Origin of the sequence: Rhizobium alarense (assembly GCF_021555155.1) — a bacterium.
Lineage (GTDB): Bacteria > Pseudomonadota > Alphaproteobacteria > Rhizobiales > Rhizobiaceae > Rhizobium_D > Rhizobium_D alarense.
Genome location: NZ_JAKGBU010000103.1, coordinates 1 through 16,057, shown reverse-complemented (window position 1 = coordinate 16,057; position 16,057 = coordinate 1). Strand labels below are relative to the sequence as shown.

19 protein-coding genes are annotated in these 16,057 nt (G+C 66.1%); 15 read left to right on the top strand and 4 right to left on the bottom strand.

The window, feature by feature from the left end; all coding sequences use genetic code 11:
* Positions 1-269 (bottom strand): ArsR/SmtB family transcription factor (locus LXM94_RS22890; RefSeq protein ID WP_235773786.1); only part of this gene is annotated, 269 nt, incomplete at its 3' end.
* A gap of 116 nt (positions 270-385) precedes the next feature.
* On the opposite strand from LXM94_RS22890, the gene LXM94_RS22885 reads away from it, so the two are divergent.
* From LXM94_RS22885 to arsB, 4 genes are all read left to right on the top strand, one after another.
* A complete protein-coding gene (locus LXM94_RS22885) occupies positions 386-739 on the top strand; it encodes an ArsR/SmtB family transcription factor (RefSeq protein WP_235773785.1) in 354 nt (117 codons plus the stop codon).
* Positions 736-1,263 (top strand): arsenate reductase ArsC, encoded by a 528-nt coding sequence (locus LXM94_RS22880; RefSeq protein WP_235773784.1) that lies wholly within the window; start codon positions 736-738, stop codon positions 1,261-1,263. The genes LXM94_RS22885 and LXM94_RS22880 overlap by 4 nt, the downstream gene beginning before the upstream one ends.
* Positions 1,260-1,694 carry an arsenate reductase (glutaredoxin) gene (gene arsC / locus LXM94_RS22875; RefSeq protein ID WP_235773783.1) on the top strand — a complete coding sequence of 145 codons (435 nt, stop codon included), beginning with the start codon at positions 1,260-1,262 and terminating at the stop codon, positions 1,692-1,694. The genes LXM94_RS22880 and arsC overlap by 4 nt, the downstream gene beginning before the upstream one ends.
* A gap of 88 nt (positions 1,695-1,782) precedes the next feature.
* Positions 1,783-2,862 (top strand): ACR3 family arsenite efflux transporter, encoded by a 1,080-nt coding sequence (arsB, locus tag LXM94_RS22870; protein ID WP_235773782.1) that lies wholly within the window; start codon positions 1,783-1,785, stop codon positions 2,860-2,862.
* 6 nt (positions 2,863-2,868) lie between these two features.
* Here the strand turns inward: arsB and LXM94_RS22865 are convergent, their stop codons facing one another.
* On the bottom strand, positions 2,869-3,636 hold the full coding sequence (locus LXM94_RS22865; RefSeq protein ID WP_235773781.1) for an SDR family oxidoreductase: 768 nt from the start codon (positions 3,634-3,636) through the stop codon (positions 2,869-2,871).
* Between the two features lie 120 nt (positions 3,637-3,756).
* Here LXM94_RS22865 and LXM94_RS22860 point away from each other — a divergent pair, with 120 nt between their 5' ends.
* The 3 genes from LXM94_RS22860 (at position 3,757) to LXM94_RS22850 (ending at position 6,278) form a co-directional block, all read left to right on the top strand.
* On the top strand, positions 3,757-5,049 hold the full coding sequence (locus LXM94_RS22860; RefSeq protein ID WP_235773780.1) for a hypothetical protein: 1,293 nt from the start codon (positions 3,757-3,759) through the stop codon (positions 5,047-5,049).
* 59 nt (positions 5,050-5,108) lie between these two features.
* A complete protein-coding gene (locus LXM94_RS22855; RefSeq protein WP_235773787.1) occupies positions 5,109-5,840 on the top strand; it encodes a COG3904 family protein in 732 nt (243 codons plus the stop codon).
* Positions 5,841-5,909: 69 nt separating this feature from the next.
* On the top strand, positions 5,910-6,278 hold the full coding sequence (locus LXM94_RS22850; RefSeq protein ID WP_235773779.1) for a hypothetical protein: 369 nt from the start codon (positions 5,910-5,912) through the stop codon (positions 6,276-6,278).
* Positions 6,279-6,299: 21 nt separating this feature from the next.
* Here the strand turns inward: LXM94_RS22850 and LXM94_RS22845 are convergent, their stop codons facing one another.
* On the bottom strand, positions 6,300-7,712 hold the full coding sequence (locus LXM94_RS22845) for a helix-turn-helix domain-containing protein (RefSeq protein ID WP_235773778.1): 1,413 nt from the start codon (positions 7,710-7,712) through the stop codon (positions 6,300-6,302).
* A gap of 121 nt (positions 7,713-7,833) precedes the next feature.
* Between LXM94_RS22845 and LXM94_RS22840 the strand changes: the two genes are divergently transcribed.
* From LXM94_RS22840 to LXM94_RS22810, 7 genes are all read left to right on the top strand, one after another.
* Positions 7,834-9,366, top strand: a complete 1,533-nt coding sequence (locus LXM94_RS22840; RefSeq protein ID WP_235773777.1) for an acyl-CoA carboxylase subunit beta — start codon at positions 7,834-7,836, stop codon at positions 9,364-9,366.
* 9 nt (positions 9,367-9,375) lie between these two features.
* The gene (locus LXM94_RS22835) at positions 9,376-9,612 is read left to right on the top strand and encodes a DUF4160 domain-containing protein (RefSeq protein WP_235773776.1); all 237 of its coding nucleotides are present in this window, start codon (positions 9,376-9,378) and stop codon (positions 9,610-9,612) included.
* Positions 9,593-9,877 (top strand): DUF2442 domain-containing protein, encoded by a 285-nt coding sequence (locus tag LXM94_RS22830; protein ID WP_235773775.1) that lies wholly within the window; start codon positions 9,593-9,595, stop codon positions 9,875-9,877. The genes LXM94_RS22835 and LXM94_RS22830 overlap by 20 nt, the downstream gene beginning before the upstream one ends.
* Before the next feature lie 55 nt (positions 9,878-9,932).
* Positions 9,933-10,847 carry a glutathione-dependent disulfide-bond oxidoreductase gene (yghU, locus tag LXM94_RS22825; protein ID WP_235773774.1) on the top strand — a complete coding sequence of 305 codons (915 nt, stop codon included), beginning with the start codon at positions 9,933-9,935 and terminating at the stop codon, positions 10,845-10,847.
* An 11-nt stretch (positions 10,848-10,858) separates the two neighbouring features.
* Positions 10,859-11,236, top strand: a complete 378-nt coding sequence (locus LXM94_RS22820) for a hypothetical protein (protein WP_235773773.1) — start codon at positions 10,859-10,861, stop codon at positions 11,234-11,236.
* A 5-nt stretch (positions 11,237-11,241) separates the two neighbouring features.
* Positions 11,242-11,655, top strand: a complete 414-nt coding sequence (locus LXM94_RS22815) for a hypothetical protein (protein ID WP_235773772.1) — start codon at positions 11,242-11,244, stop codon at positions 11,653-11,655.
* 180 nt (positions 11,656-11,835) lie between these two features.
* Entirely contained in the window at positions 11,836-13,839 is a 2,004-nt protein-coding gene (locus LXM94_RS22810) for an acetyl-CoA carboxylase biotin carboxylase subunit (protein ID WP_235773771.1), read from the top strand.
* Between the two features lie 48 nt (positions 13,840-13,887).
* On the opposite strand, the gene LXM94_RS22805 is transcribed toward LXM94_RS22810, so the two are convergent.
* Positions 13,888-14,046: a hypothetical protein gene (locus tag LXM94_RS22805; protein WP_235773770.1), complete on the bottom strand. Its 159-nt coding sequence runs from the start codon at positions 14,044-14,046 to the stop codon at positions 13,888-13,890.
* Positions 14,047-14,625: 579 nt separating this feature from the next.
* On the opposite strand from LXM94_RS22805, the gene scpA reads away from it, so the two are divergent.
* The coding region (gene scpA / locus LXM94_RS22800; RefSeq protein ID WP_235773769.1) for a methylmalonyl-CoA mutase at positions 14,626-16,057 on the top strand (1,432 nt) is incomplete at its 3' end.

The window sequence follows — 16,057 nt, the reverse complement described above, 5'->3', positions numbered from 1 at the left end:
TCGTCCGCGAGATAGCCGATCAGCGCGGTCATGGCCCGGTAGTTGGCCCGGCAGATCAGCGTCGTGCCGCGCCGTTCCTGCGTCACCAGGCCGGCATCCATCAGCTTTCGGCAGTGATGCGACAGGGTGGAGGCCGGGATGTCGAGCGTCTGCTGCAGGCCGCCGACCGGCAGCCCGTCGATACCGGCGCGCACCAGCGCGCGGTAGAGCCGCAACCGTGTCGGGTTGCCGAGGGATTCCATCTGCGAGGCAGCTAATTCGATGTTCATGGAATTAATCATTGGCTCTCGCGCCGCACCTGTCAAGCCATATTTCGAACTTCGTAGAAATAGCGGCAGTGAACACATGCGATTGACAGTATCCATAATTCCAGTATTCTGGATATATGGAACAAGAAAACGCCATTCTCGCTCTCGCGGCGCTTGCCCAGTCGACCCGGCTGGAGACCTTCCGCCTGCTCGTCGAGCAGGAGCCGGAGGGCATGGCGGCGGGTGACATCGCCCGCACGCTCGCCGTGCCGCAGAACACCATGTCGGCACATCTGAACGTGCTGTCGCGCGCCGGGCTCGTGACCTCCGAGCGCCGCAGCCGCCTCATCGTCTACCGTGCCGATGTCGCGCGGCTGCGCGATCTCACTTTGTTTCTCGTCAAGGATTGCTGCGGCGGCGACGCCAGCCTCTGCGCGCCGTTGATCGCCGAACTCACCCCCTGCTGCCCGCCCCTGAAGGTGTCGCCATGACCAAATCGACATTCAACGTGCTTTTTCTCTGCACCGGTAATTCCGCCCGTTCCATCATCGCCGAGAGCGTGCTGCGCAAGGACGGCGCCGGCAAGTTCAACGCCTTTTCCGCCGGTAGCCAGCCGAAGGGGGAAGTGCACCCCTATGCCATCGAGACGCTTGTCGGCCACAAATATCCGGTCGACGGACTGCGTTCGAAAAGCTGGGATGAATTCGCCGTCGCCGGCGCGCCCCAGCTCGATTTTGTCTTCACGGTCTGCGACAACGCTGCCGGCGAGGCTTGTCCTGTCTGGCCCGGCCAGCCGATGACCGCCCACTGGGGTGTCGAAGATCCGGCCGCCGTCCAGGGCACCGTGACCGAGAAGCATTTCGCCTTCGCCAACACGCTGCGCTACATGAAGCTGCGTATCGCCGCCTTCGCTGCGCTGCCGATCGAAAGCCTCGAACGCATGAGCCTTTCGGCGAAGCTGAGGGAGATCGGCCAGATGGAAGGTTCGACCGTGAGGAGGTCCGACGTCGCATGACCGCTCCCGTCGATATCGTCATCTACCACAATCCGGACTGCGGCACCTCGCGCAACACGCTGGCGATGATCCGCAACGCCGGCATCGAGCCGCATGTGATCGAATATCTGAAGACGCCGCCGAGCCGGCCGCTGCTCGAGCAGTTGATCGTCCGCATGGGGATTTCCGTGCGCGATCTGCTGCGCGAGAAGGGCACGCCCTATGCCGAGCTCGGCCTTGACGATCCGTCGCTGGCGGACGCCGCGCTGGTGGATGCCATGATGGAGCATCCGATTCTCATCAACCGGCCGATCGTCGTGTCGCCGCTCGGCGTGAAGCTCTGCCGTCCGTCGGAGGCCGTGCTGGACATCCTGCCGGCACCGCAGCAGCATGCCTTCGCCAAGGAGGACGGCGAACAGGTCGTCGACGCCGCCGGCCGCCGGGTCGGCTGATCCGCCGGCCGCCGGGTCGGCTGATCCGCCGGCCGTTCTTGTTTTCCGCGGCCCATGCGGCCGCCAGCCCGTTTGATTGGAGCACGCCATGCGTCCCGCCGCGCCGAGCCTTCGACTGTCCTTCCTCGACCGCTATCTCACCGTCTGGATCTTCGCCGCGATGGCGCTGGGTCTCGCCCTCGGCACGCTGTTCGAGGGCCTGCCTGCCGCGCTCGACAGCCTCTCCTTCGGCACCACCAACGTGCCCATCGCCATCGGCCTCATCCTCATGATGTACCCGCCGCTCGCCAGGGTGCGCTACGAGGAACTGCACCGGGTCTTCGAGGACCGGCGCGTGCTGGTGCTGTCCCTCGTGCAGAACTGGCTGATCGGCCCGGTGCTGATGTTCGTCCTCGCCGTCCTCTTCCTGCGCGACCAGCCGGAATACATGACCGGCCTCATCCTCATCGGCCTTGCCCGCTGCATCGCCATGGTGCTCGTCTGGAACCAGCTGGCGCGCGGCGACAACCAGTATGTCGCCGGCCTCGTCGCCTTCAACTCGATCTTCCAGATCCTGTTCTTCTCGGTCTATGCCTGGTTCTTCCTCTCCGTGCTGCCACCCTTCTTCGGCCTCGAGGGCAGCGTCGTCGACGTCTCCGTCTGGACCATCGCCGAGGCGGTGCTGATCTATCTCGGCATTCCCTTCCTCGCCGGATACCTGACGCGCCGCCTGCTCGCCAAGGCGAAGGGCGAGGTCTGGTACGAGGAGGTCTTCCTGCCGAAGATCGGGCCGATCACGCTTGTGGCGCTGCTTTTCACCATCGTCGCGATGTTCAGCCTGAAGGGCGGCGACGTGGTGCGCCTGCCGCTCGACGTGGTGCGGATCGCGATCCCGCTGACGATCTATTTCCTCGTCATGTTCACCGTCAGCTTCGTCATGGCGAAGCTGATCGACACGGACTACCCGCGCTCGACCGCCGTCGCCTTCACCGCCGCCGGCAACAATTTCGAGCTCGCCATCGCCGTCGCCATCGCCGCCTTCGGGCTTGCCTCGCCGGTCGCCTTCGCCGCCGTCATCGGCCCGCTCGTCGAGGTGCCGGTGCTGATCCTGCTCGTGCAGCTCGCGCTCTGGCTCGGCCGCCGTTATTTCCCCGGCTCCGCTCCCGAGGCGGTCCCGTCGCGGGTGTGAGGCGTCTCACATCTGCGCCGACATGCCGCCGTCGACCGTCAGCGTCACGCCGTTGACAAAACTCGAGGACGGTGCGGCGAGGAAGAGCGCGGCGGGTGCGATCTCCTCCGGTCGCCCCCAGCGCCTCAGCGGAATGCGCATGTCGACGAAGGCCTGCACCTTCGGGTCGTCGGCGAGCCTCCGGTTGGGTTCCGTCACGAACCAGCCGGGCGCGATCGCGTTGACGGTGAGCCGGTCCGAGCCGTGCTCGACGGCGAGCGAGCGGGTCAGCGCATCCAGTCCGCCCTTCGACGCAGTATAGGCCGGGTCCGGCGTCCGGGCGATCGACGCGGCGATGGAGGTGACGAAGACCAGCCTGCCGGCATCCGAACGGGCAAGATGCGGCAGCGCGGCGCGGGCGAGCCGGTAGGCTGCCGTGAGGTTGACGTCGACGATGCGCCGGAAGGCGTCCGCATCGAGCTCGGTCGTCGGCCGCCGGTCGCGGATGCCTGCCGCATGCACCACGACGTCAAGTCCGCCAAGCCGCTGCGCCGCCGTCCCGACGATCGTCTCCGCCATGTCCTGCAGATCCCCGGCGATCGACACCGCGCCGGCGCCCGCGTCCGTTGCGGAGAGCGCCTGCGCGGCCGTTTCCAGCGCATCGGGATCCCGCCCGTTCAGCGCCACATGCGCGCCGGCTGCGGCGAAGGCCCGCGCGATCTCCAGCCCGAGACCGCGGCTCGCGCCGGTGACAAGCACCCGCCGGCCGGTGAAATCGAAAAGGGGTGAGGGCATGGTCGCTCCTGTCAGTGCGTCGCGGACCGGGGAAACCTAGTCGATTTCCGCCCCCCGGCGAGCCTTCTTTTCGCAACAATTTAATGGATTGTTAAAGGACATCCTCAGGAGAGTTTTCCTATGGCGCTTGGCGCTTCGCATCGGTTGCAGGACGGCATCGACGCCGTCGAGACCATGACCCGTTTCGCGCTCGCCGTCCTGGCGCTGGCGTCCGGCGTCTATACCTATCTCGGCGTGCGCAGCATCCTCGATGGTTCGGCGACCGTCGTCTTCTTCGCCGCGATCATCTATTCGAGCGCCGTCTCGGTGGCGATCTACGCCTTCTGGACCTACATGGCGCGCTTCTATCCGCATGTGACGGGTGCTGCCGGGCGCGGCGCCATGCTCGGCATCATGGCGCTCGGCTGCGCCATGATCATCGCCATGTCGAGCTGGCTCAACGCCGCGGCGCTCGCGGGGTCCGCGGCTCTCGAGCAGCACCTCGCCGAGACGCTGGAGGACTATACCGGCGACCTCGACCGGGCGCACCAGAATGCGCTGGCCGCCCAGAGCCTGCTGCCGGACATCAGGCGCGCCTCGGAACGCTTCGCGCGGCTGGCGCAGGACGAGCGCGAGACGGGCGCGCTCACCGGCACAACCGGCTCGGGCAGCGTCGTGCAGCTGCTGACCCAGATGGCCGCCCAGCTCGACGAACTGTCGAACGGCATCGTCGCCTCGCGCGAGCGGGTCGCCGAGCTCTTCGAGACCGGCCGCACCAATCTTTCCGCCATGCGCGGGCTCGTCACCGCGCCCGGCGCCATCGAGCCGCGCGCCGACAGCTTCGCCTCGGAAGTCGTGGCGCTGACGGGCGTTATCGCCTCGCTGGAGCAGACCTCCATCGCCGCCTCCGTCAAGCGCGCGGCGGACGACCTGTCTCTCGGCTTCATCGCACCCGTCGCGAGCGGCACGGAAGCCGACCTCGCCAACCGGCAGGATCAGGTGATGGAGACGATCCGCACGTCGGTGGCGGCGCAGTCGAAGGTCCTTTCGGAGGCGGCCGACGAGATCCTCGGCCGCGAGTCGGTCTCCGAGCGCCGCTTCGTGCCGCTCTCCTCGGCGGAAGCGGTGCTGCGCTATGCCGGCGATTTCATCCCGAGCTGGGCCGGCGCCATTTCCATCGACCTGCTGCCGGCGGTGCTGATCTTCATCCTTGCCGCGGTGCATGGCGCGCTCAGGCGCCAGGGCGAACGCCTGCCCTTTGCAAGCCGCATCACGGCAGCCGAACTGCTGGAGGCGCTTGCCGTTCAGAGGGAGATCGCGCAGCGGTCGGGCATCGACGACCTCGGGGCGATCGTCGCGGATCGCGAGGAGCCCTCCAACATTACCAGCCTCGACGTTTCCGGCAAGGGCGGCCGGAAGGGGCCGACGCCGTGACGGCGCGCGCCCGGCAGCGGATCGCCGGCTGGCTGAAACGCACGGATGACGGCCAGGTCATGCGCTATGCCTTCGGCGCCCTGACGGCGCTCGCCGTCGTCTTCGCGATCACCGACTATCGCGAGATCGCCGCGGCGGCGTCCGCCATGCAGCCCGTCGCGCTGCCGGGCGAGACGGACGGCCTGCCGCTGCTCGCGCCGGCGCTGACCGAGGGCGAGCCGCAGGCGATGCCGGGCGAACTGACGAGCGAGCGGACGACGCTTCGTCAGCCGATCGCCTTTTCGCTCCGGCCGGGTGGCGTACTGCTGGCGCGCGGCACGATGGATATCGGGGCGTCCGGACGCTTCGCGGCCGAGATCGCCGACCGCGGCGAATATGTGAAGACGGTGGCGCTCGATTCCCCCGGCGGTTCGGTGGAGGACGCGCTTGCGATCGCGGCGCTCGTGCGCGAGAAGGCCTATGCGACCCGCGTTCCGGCCGGCCATCTCTGTGCCTCCTCCTGCCCGATCGTGCTTGCCGGCGGGGTCGGGCGGTCGGCGGAGGAGGGCGCCGTCGTCGGCGTGCACCAGGTCTTCGGTGCCGGCGCCGCGCGGCCTTCGGCGGAACAGGCGATGTCGGACGCGCAGCGCACGACGGCCAGGGTGACACGGCATCTGAAGGACATGGGCGTCGATCCCGCGCTCTGGCTGCACGCGCTCGATACGCCGCCGGATCGGCTTTATTACCTCTCGCCGGAGGAGATGCGGCACTACGGGCTCGTCACCGCGGAGGCGGTCGCAGCGGCGCAATGAGGCCGGCTGGAACTTTCGCGCCGAGCTGAAGTTGTTCCCTGGAGAGAATCCAAAGAGGAGCGACATGCGATGAACCGGCATCTCGACGAACGCGGCGATCCGGAGGGCCTGACCCACGATCCGGCGCGCAAGGCCTATTCGGCGCGCGAGGCCCGCCAGGGTTTTCCCGGCCTGCCGGTGCTCAAGGTTCTGGGCGCCAGCCTGCTCCTCGCCTTCGTGGTCTGGGGCGGCGTGGAACTGTGGGGCGAGGGCGCCGACACCGACGGCAGCACCGACGCCACCCGGACCTCGTCCACCGCGAGCGACACCGCTGCGCCAGGCGATCAGCCGACCGTGGACGGGACACAGCAGAACGCGCCGGTCGACGAGGATCCGACCGCGCAGTCCGGCACGGGCGGCGAGAGCCAGCAGGTGACGCCGGACGGCACGCAGAACTGATCCTGACGGCGCGGGCGGCGTTCAGACCAGCCGGTAGGGCGTCGCCTCGCGCAGGTTGTGGTCGACGACGAGCTTGCGCTTGAAGGGAGGAACGGCGCGGCTGGCGCAGTTTGGCCGCTCGCAGATGCGGCAGGAGATGCCGATCGGCTCGAAGGCGGCACGGTTGGTGATGTCGAGATCGTCCGCATAGACGAAGGCATCCGCATAGGAGATCTCGCAGCCGAGCGCCAGCGCATAGGTCGGTTGCGCCGCACGGAAGCCGCCGCTCCCCTTCGTCACCTGCATGGCAAGACAGAGATAACGCACGCCGTCCGGCGTCTCGGCAAGCTGCCGGATGATGCGGCCCGGCGTCTCGAAGGCCTGGTGCGCGTTCCAGAGCGGGCAGGCGGCGCCGAAGCGGGCGAATTGCAGCTTGGCGGCGCTGTGGCGCTTGGTGATGTTGCCGGCCCGGTCGATGCGGGCGAAGAACACCGGCACCCCCTTCAACCCCGGCCGCTGCAAGGTCGACAGCCGGTGGCACACCTGCTCCAGCGAGGTGCCGAAGCGGGCGGCGAGAAGCTCGATGTCGTGGCGCAGGTCGCGCGCCGCCGTCAGGAACGCCCGGTAGGGCAGAAGCAGCGCGCCTGCGAAATAGTTCTGCAGACCGGTGCGACAGATTTCGTGGGCTTCCTCGGTCCTGAAACCCGCCTCCCCGGCGATCCGGTCGATCTCCCGCCAGCCGTGAAGCTGGGCGATCTGCAGCGCGATCTGGAAATCGCGCGTCGGCGCCGGCGCGAAGGGGTTGATCGTCAGCACCCGCGTCTTCGGATCGAAGCGCCGCAGCGCCTCGCTGCCCGGCGCTCCGCGCGCCACGCGCACGCCGAAATGTTTGTCGAGATAGCCGGTCAGGGCGATGGCGTTATCGCCGTCGCCGATGTCGAGTTCCGCCGCCAGCGTCTCCGCCATGATGTCGATGTCATGGATGTAGTTGTCGACGAAATGAAAAAAGTCGCGCACCTCCTCGTAGGGTGTCGTCTCCGTCGTGCCGGAGCCGCGCCCCAGCGTGTCGTCGACGCCCGCCAGCTGCTCGCTGTTGCGGCGATAGGCCTGGTGGCAGGCGATCAGCGCGTGCGCCAGCCCCGGCGCATTCTGCGTCACCAGCTTCAGTTCCTGCAGGCTCGGGGCGTAGCCCTCGAAGAGCGGATCGGTCAGCGCCTCGGTGAGCGCCGACAGCAGCCGGTCGACCTCGCCGCTCGCGAGATCCGTGATGTCCATGCGGAATTTTTCGGCAAGCGCCAGCAGGACGGTCGCCGAAACCGGCCGCTGGTTGTTCTCGATCTGGTTGAGATAACTCGTCGAGATGCCCAGCCGTTCGGCGAACTGGCCCTGCGTCGCCGTATTGGCGAGGCGCAGATCGCGCACCTTGCGCCCGATGAAGAGTTTGCCCGTGGCCATAGTTTCGCAACTTCGCAAATTGCAGTTCGCATATTCATAAATCTGCAAGCACACACATTCAAATGTTTTCGCATCGCCCGGAATGCGCTAGCGTCCGGCACCTGTGAAATGAGGAGGGGACATGCGCGTGGTTCTCGAACAGCTCGAAGCGCGCCGCGCCGAGGCGCATCTCGGCGGCGGACAGCGGCGGATCGACGCCCAGCACGGCAAGGGCAAGCTGACGGCGCGCGAGCGCATCGACGTGCTGCTCGACGAGGGCTCCTTCGAGGAATACGACATGTATGTCACGCACCGCTGCGTCGATTTCGGCATGGCGGGCGAGAAGGTGCCGGGCGATGGCGTGGTGACCGGCTGGGGCACGATCAACGGCCGGCAGGTCTATGTCTTTTCCCAGGATTTCACCGTGCTCGGCGGCTCGCTGTCGGAGACGCATGCCCAAAAAATCTGCAAGATCATGGACATGGCGGTGCGGAACGGTGCGCCGGTCATCGGCCTCAACGATTCCGGCGGTGCGCGCATCCAGGAGGGCGTCGCCTCGCTCGCCGGCTATGCGGAGGTCTTCCGCCGCAATGCCGAGGCCTCCGGCGTCATCCCGCAGATTTCCGTCATCATGGGTCCCTGCGCCGGCGGTGCCGTCTATTCGCCGGCGATGACCGACTTCATCTTCATGGTGCGCGACTCATCCTACATGTTCGTCACCGGCCCCGATGTGGTGAAGACTGTCACCAACGAGATCGTGACGGCCGAGGAACTCGGCGGCGCCCGCACGCATACCCAAAAATCCTCGGTCGCCGACGCGGCTTACGAGGACGACATCGAGACGCTGGAGCATGTGCGCCTGCTCTTCGATTTCCTGCCGCTCCACAACCGCGAAAAGCCGCCGGTCCGGCCCTTCCACGACGATCCGGCCCGCCTCGAGATGCGGCTCGACAGCCTGATCCCGGACAGCGCGGCAAAACCCTACGACATGAAGGAACTGATCCTGGCGCTCGCCGACGAGGGCGATTTCTTCGAGCTGCAGGCGTCCTTCGCGAAGAACATCGTCACCGGCTTCATCCGCATGGAGGGCCAGACGGTCGGCGTCGTCGCCAACCAGCCGATGGTGCTGGCCGGCTGCCTCGACATCGACAGTTCGCGCAAGGCCGCCCGCTTCGTGCGCTTCTGCGACGCCTTCTCGATCCCGATCCTGACGCTGGTCGACGTTCCGGGTTTCCTGCCGGGCACGGCGCAGGAATATGGCGGCGTCATCAAGCACGGCGCCAAGCTGCTCTTCGCCTATAGCCAGGCGACCGTGCCGATGGTCACATTGATCACGCGAAAGGCCTATGGCGGCGCCTATGACGTGATGGCCTCGAAACATATCGGCGCCGACGTCAACTATGCCTGGCCGAGCGCCGAGATCGCCGTGATGGGCGCCAAGGGCGCGACCGAGATCCTCTACCGCTCCGAACTGTCGGACCCGGAGAAGATCGCAGCCCGCACGAGTGAATACGAGGAGCGCTTCGCCAACCCCTTCGTCGCCGCCGAACGCGGCTTCATCGACGAGGTGATCAAGCCGCATTCATCCCGGCGCCGGATCGCCCGGGCGTTTGCGTCGCTGCGGAACAAGCAGGTGGATGTCAGATGGCGCAAGCACGATACGATTCCGTTGTGAGGAGACGTCATGCCGGTCGTCTTCAGATGGAAAGGGCATCGTTTCCTCTTCTACTCGAAGGAGATCGGAGAGCCACCTCATATCCATGTCCTGAAGGACGCCAAGCAGTTGAAAGTCTGGCTCGCAGACTTGCGGGTGGCCCGGAACGTCGGTTTTGCCGGCCACGAGGTGAATGCTATTCTGGAGGTGGTCGCCGAAAACCGGCAGACTTTCCTGGAGGCCTGGAATGACTATTTTGGACATTGACGACGCCCAGTTGCAGGTGTCCGGCGTTGACGTGACGCAAGATGCGCTGATCTTCGACATGAAGGACGGCCGGCGGATCGTCGCGCCGCTCTGGTGGTATCCGCGTCTTCATGCGGCATCGCCCGAGGCGCGCGGCAAATGGGAGATTCTGCCCTTTGGCGATGCCGTTGGCTGGGAAGACCTCGATGAATATATCAGCGCAAAGGCGCTTATCATCGGAGGTCCCGCCCCCGGCGCCGTCCCGCCCGCGGAAGCCGCCGAGTAGTGCGGACAATCACGACCAACCCCTCAAACCAACCCATTTTCATCACGAGGACATCATGACCGACGACACCAAATTCCCGCCCGAGAAGAACCTGCCCGCCGGCTATGTTCCGCCGAAAGTCTGGACCTGGGACAGCGAAAGCGGCGGCGCCTTTGCGAATATCAACCGGCCGATCGCCGGCCCGACGCAGGAGAAGGTCCTGCCGGTCGGCAAACATCCGCTGCAGCTCTATTCGCTCGGCACGCCGAACGGCGTCAAGGTGACGATCATGCTGGAGGAGCTGCTGGCGGCGGGTCACACGGGCGCGGAATACGACGCCTGGCTGATCAATATCGGCCAGGGCGACCAGTTCGGCTCCGGCTTCGTCGAGGTCAATCCGAACTCCAAGATTCCGGCGCTGATGGATCATGCGCCGAAGGACGGCGGCAAGCCGCTCCGGGTCTTCGAATCCGCCTCGATCCTTGTCTATCTCGCCGAAAAATTCGGCGCCTTCCTGCCGACGGCGCTTCGTTCGCGCACCGAGACGATCAACTGGCTGTTCTGGCAGATGGGCTCGGCGCCCTTCCTCGGCGGCGGCTTCGGGCATTTCTATGCCTATGCGCCGATGAAGATCGAATATGCCATCAACCGCTACGCCATGGAGGTGAAGCGCCAGATGGACGTGCTCGACCGGCATCTCGCCGACAACGAGTTCATGGCGGGCCGCGACTACACCATCGCCGACATGGCGATCTGGCCCTGGTACGGCCGGCTCGCCGCCAAGGACGCCTACAACGACGCCGGCGATTTCCTTTCGGTCGACGGGTACAAGCACGTCCAGCGCTGGCAGAGGCAGCTCGGCGAGCGGCCGGCGGTGAAGCGCGGCGCGATGGTCAACCGCATGTCGGGCGACCCCGCGACCCAGCTGCGCGAACGCCACGACGCTTCGGACTTCGAGACGAAGACCGAGGACAAGATCGCCACGGCGTGAGGAGACCTGCCATGCCCAGCCTGCCCGACATGACCAAGCACCGGGGCTTTCCCTCCGGCATGCCGGGCACCGGCGTGCAGTTCACCATCCGCCGCGCCAATCCGCGCGGCGTCACCCCGGTCAAGGCCCTGCCGCGCCGCGCCCGTCCGGGCACGGCCGAACACCGCATCGACGCCGCCTTCCTGCACGCGCTCTGGCACCATTTCGGGCCGGAACCCTTCGAGCGCGGCAATCTCGACGCCGCGCGGCTCTCGCTGCTCTTCGGCCGCGAGGTCGTGGCGGTCGACAAGGATTTCGACCCGCTGTCCTACGAGGCGATGCTGGTGATCGACGAGAAGGTGGCGCGGCAGAGTTTTCCGGAATCGTTCGAAGATGTGTTCGAGGTCTGACGCGGATGGCCAAGGATCCTCTCATGCCGAAACATCAGGGTTTCCCGGCCGGGCTTCCGGGCACGCAGTGGCAATATACCCTGCGCCGGGCAAATCCGAAGGTGACGCCCCTTACGAACTGGCCGCGCCACCGCACGATGGACCAGACGGTGGCTCTCGCCGATCTCGGTTTCGTCCAGGCGCTCTGGCAGTTCTTCGGCACGGAGCCCTTCGAGCGCGGCAATCTCGACGGCGAGCGCCTCTGCCGCCTCTTCGGCCGGGAGGTCATCGCGGCCGAACGCGGCTTCGATCCGCAATCCTATTTCGCCAAGCTCAAGCTCAATGAGCCGCTTGTCCGCAAGAACTTCCCGGAGGCCTTCGCCGACGTGAAGAACGAGCAGAGCGTCGCAAAGGGCTTGAGAAAAGCGAGCAGGGAATAGCGGGCGGAGAACGTTGGATGACGGGGGAGGGCTGTGACATGATCGTTTTGCGAGGCGGGCTTTCGATGTCGCTGCAAAAGGCACGCCGATGAGTGTCGAAACCAGGGTCTGGCCGACCGACCATGTGCACCCAGCCTTTCCGACCATCATCGAAACCCCGGCCGCGGGAGGCAAGCGCCAGTGATCTCCAAAATCCTCATCGCCAACCGCGGCGAGATCGCCTGCCGCGTCATCCGCACCGCCAAGTCCATGGGCATCGCCACCGTCGCCGTCTATTCCGATGCCGACCGCGATGCCATGCATGTGCGGCTGGCCGACGAGGCGGTGCATATCGGTCCGTCGCCGTCGTCGCAGTCCTATATCGTCATCGACAGGGTCCTGGAGGCGATCCGCAAGACCGGTACCGATGCGGTGCATCCGGGCTACGGCTTCCTGTCGGAGAACGCCGCCTTCGCCGAGGCACTGGAAAAGGCCGGCGTCACCTTCATCGGCCCGCCGGTCAAGGCCATCGAGGCGATGGGCGACAAGATCACCTCGAAGAAGCTCGCGGCCGAAGCCGGCGTTTCCACCGTGCCGGGACATATGGGCCTGATCGCCGATGCCGACGAGGCAGTGAAGATCGCCGGCGCGATCGGCTATCCGGTGATGATCAAGGCGTCGGCCGGCGGCGGCGGCAAGGGCATGCGCATCGCCTGGAACGACCAGGAGGCGCGCGAAGGTTTCCAGTCCTCGAAGAACGAGGCGAAATCCTCCTTTGGCGACGATCGCATCTTCATCGAGAAATTCGTGAGCGAGCCGCGCCATATCGAGATCCAGGTGCTCGGCGACAAACACGGCAACACGCTTTATCTCGGCGAGCGCGAATGCTCGATCCAGCGACGAAACCAGAAGGTCATCGAGGAGGCGCCGTCGCCCTTCCTCGACCAGGCCACCCGCAAAGCCATGGGCGAGCAGGCGGTCGCGCTGGCAAAGGCCGTTGGCTACCACTCGGCCGGCACGGTCGAGTTCATCGTCGACGGCGACCGCAACTTCTACTTCCTCGAGATGAACACCCGCCTGCAGGTCGAGCATCCCGTGACCGAACTCGTCACCGGCATCGACCTCGTCGAGCAGATGATCCGCGTCGCCTCCGGCGAAAAGCTCGCCTTCGGGCAGGACGAAGTGAAGCTGGACGGCTGGGCGATCGAGAGCCGGCTCTATGCCGAGGACCCCTATCGCAACTTCCTGCCGTCGATCGGCCGGCTGACGCGCTATCGCCCGCCGGCGGAAGGCAAACGCGCGGACGGAACCGTCGTGCGCAACGACACCGGCGTCTTCGAGGGCGGCGAGATTTCGATGTATTACGACCCGATGATCGCCAAGCTCTGCACATGGGCGCCCGACCGGCGCGCCGCCGTCGAGGCGATGAGCGAGGCGCTCGACGCCTTCGAGGTGGAGGGCATCGGCCACAACCAGCCCTTCCTCGCCGCCGTCATGCGGCAGGATCGTTTTCGCGCGGGCCGGCTGACGACGGCCTATATCGCCGAGGAATTCGCCGACGGTTTCCACGGCGTCAGCCCGGACGACGAACAGGCAAGGCTGCTTGCCGCCGTCGCGCTGCATGTGCACCAGACGCTGGAGGAGCGCGCTGCGAAAATTTCCGGCACGATCGGCAACCATCGCCGCGTCGTCGGCCGCGACTGGATCGTGCGCCTGGGTGACCGCGAGGTGGCCGTGTCCGGCGGGCTGTCGCCCGACGGCGCCCATGCGCGCTTTGCCGACGGCGCGTCGCTGTCGCTCGCCGGCGACTGGATGCCCGGCGATACGCTTGCCCGCTTCGAGGTCGGCGGCACGCATATGCAGGTCAAGGTCGAGCGCGTCGGCAGCGGCATCCGCCTGCGCTGGCGCGGCATCGACGTGGTGGCGACGGTGCGAAGCCCGCGCGTCGCCGAGCTCGCCCGCCTGATGCCGAAGAAGCTGCCGCCGGACACCTCGCGCATGCTGCTCTGCCCGATGCCCGGCGTGCTGACCGCCGTCAACGTGCGCGAGGGCGACACCGTCGAGGCCGGCCAGCCGCTTGCCACCGTCGAGGCGATGAAGATGGAAAACGTCCTGCGCGCCGAACGCCGCGGCACCGTCAAGCGCGTCGCAGCGGGGGCGGGGGCGAGCCTTGCGGTGGACGAGTTGATCATGGAATTCGAGTGATGGGATGGCTGTGCCGAACGCTTTCGACCACTATTGTGGGGCGAGACCTCAAAGTCCGAGTTTCTTCTTCTTGGCGGCGATCATCGTTTCGATCTCTCGCCTCGCGTCTTTCGGCTCTAGGAATTCGCCCTTCCGGCGCTCATCGAGCAAGGCTTTCAGTGCTTCAAGTTCCTGCTCGTCAAACGAGTGCTCGTCCTTTGCGGGCATCTGGTAGTTCTCCGATCGATATCCGGGTGCTGCCCTTCGATGGTACACCCTTCAGTTTAGCCAAGTCGTCCGCAAATCGTCTGGAATTGGAAAAATTTCATCCCCTTTCGTCCCCGCCTCTGAATCCTGTGCCTACACTGGCGCCGTCCCGTTATCGGATGCACCGGAAGGCGTTCCGGCGAGGCGGGGCCGGCACCGGTTGCGATGGGAAGACGCAGAGCGTCGCATCCGCGGTCCGCGAAAGTGCCGTCGGCCGGAGGGCGCAGCCCGGACGAGGTCTGGCGAAAGCCATAGGCGTGTGGAACACGGCGGCGGGCGAAATCCCCGTCGTCCTGCAAAACCCGGCGTAACGACGTTTCAAGCCGCGTCAAGTGCGCCGGACGAGGCATCGGGTGGAGCCGGTGTCATTCCCCGCCAAGACGGTGAGGCTGCGGGCAGAAACTGCTGAACGGGGCGCCGCGAGGTGCCATCGAATACTATAATTTCGCATGAGGCTCCCGAGGCGCCCCGTCCGAACCATCCGAGATCCCACGGCGTTTTGCGTGCGTGGACGCAACTGCATGACCGAGAGGTGACCCGATGACCGACAAGACCGCAAAGGACTGGGCGGAGCTCGCCGAGAAGGAGCTGAAGCGCTCGCCGGAGACGCTGGTCTGGCACACGCCTGAAGGTATCGACGTCAAGCCGCTCTATACGGTTGAAGACCTCGACAAGGCGGGCCATCTCGGCTCTCTGCCCGGTTTCGCGCCGTTCACGCGCGGCCCGCGCGCCACCATGTATGCCGGCCGGCCCTGGACGATCCGGCAATATGCCGGCTTCTCGACGGCGGAGGCTTCCAATGCCTTCTACCGCAAGGCGCTTGCCGCCGGCCAGCAGGGCGTTTCCGTCGCCTTCGACCTCGCCACCCACCGCGGCTATGACAGCGACCATCCGCGCGTCGAAGGCGATGTCGGCAAGGCGGGCGTGGCGATCGATTCGGTCGAGGACATGAAGGTGCTCTTCGACGGCATCCCGCTCGAAAAAATCTCGGTGTCGATGACCATGAACGGCGCCGTCATCCCGGTGCTGGCAAGCTTCATCGTCGCCGGCGAGGAGCAGGGCGTGTCGCGCGACCAGTTGTCGGGCACGATCCAGAACGACATCCTCAAGGAGTTCATGGTCCGCAACACCTATATCTATCCGCCGGAACCTTCGATGCGGATCGTCGCGGACATCATCGCATACACCGCGGCCGAGATGCCGAAGTTCAACTCGATCTCGATCTCCGGCTACCATATGCAGGAGGCCGGTGCGACGCTGGTGCAGGAACTGGCCTTCACGCTGGCCGACGGGCGCGAATATGTGCGCGCGGCGCTCGCCAAGGGGCTCGACGTCGATGCCTTCGCCGGGCGGCTCTCCTTCTTCTTCTGCATCGGCATGAACTTCTTCATGGAGGCGGCGAAGCTGCGTGCGGCGCGGCTGCTCTGGACCCGCATCATGCAGGAGTTCGAGCCGAAGAAGACCTCGTCGCTCATGCTGCGCACCCATTGCCAGACCTCCGGCGTCTCGCTGCAGGAGCAGGACCCCTACAACAACATCGTGCGCACCGCCTTCGAGGCGATGTCGGCCGTGCTCGGCGGAACGCAATCGCTGCACACCAACTCCTTCGACGAGGCGATCGCGCTGCCGACGGAGTTTTCCGCCCGCATCGCCCGCAACACCCAGCTCATCCTCCAGCATGAGACCGGTGTGACGAAGGTCGTCGATCCGCTGGCCGGCTCCTACTATGTCGAAAGCCTGACCAGCGAACTGGCCGAGAAGGCCTGGGCGCTGATCGAGGAGGTCGAGGCGATGGGCGGCATGACGAAGGCCGTCAATGACGGCCTGCCGAAGCGCCTGATCGAGGAGGCGGCGACGCGCAAGCAGGCGGCGGTCGACAAGGGCGAGGAGGTGATCGTCGGCGTCAACCGCTATCGCCTCGACGACGAGGACGCGATCGACATCCTCGACATCGACAACACCGCCGTGCGCC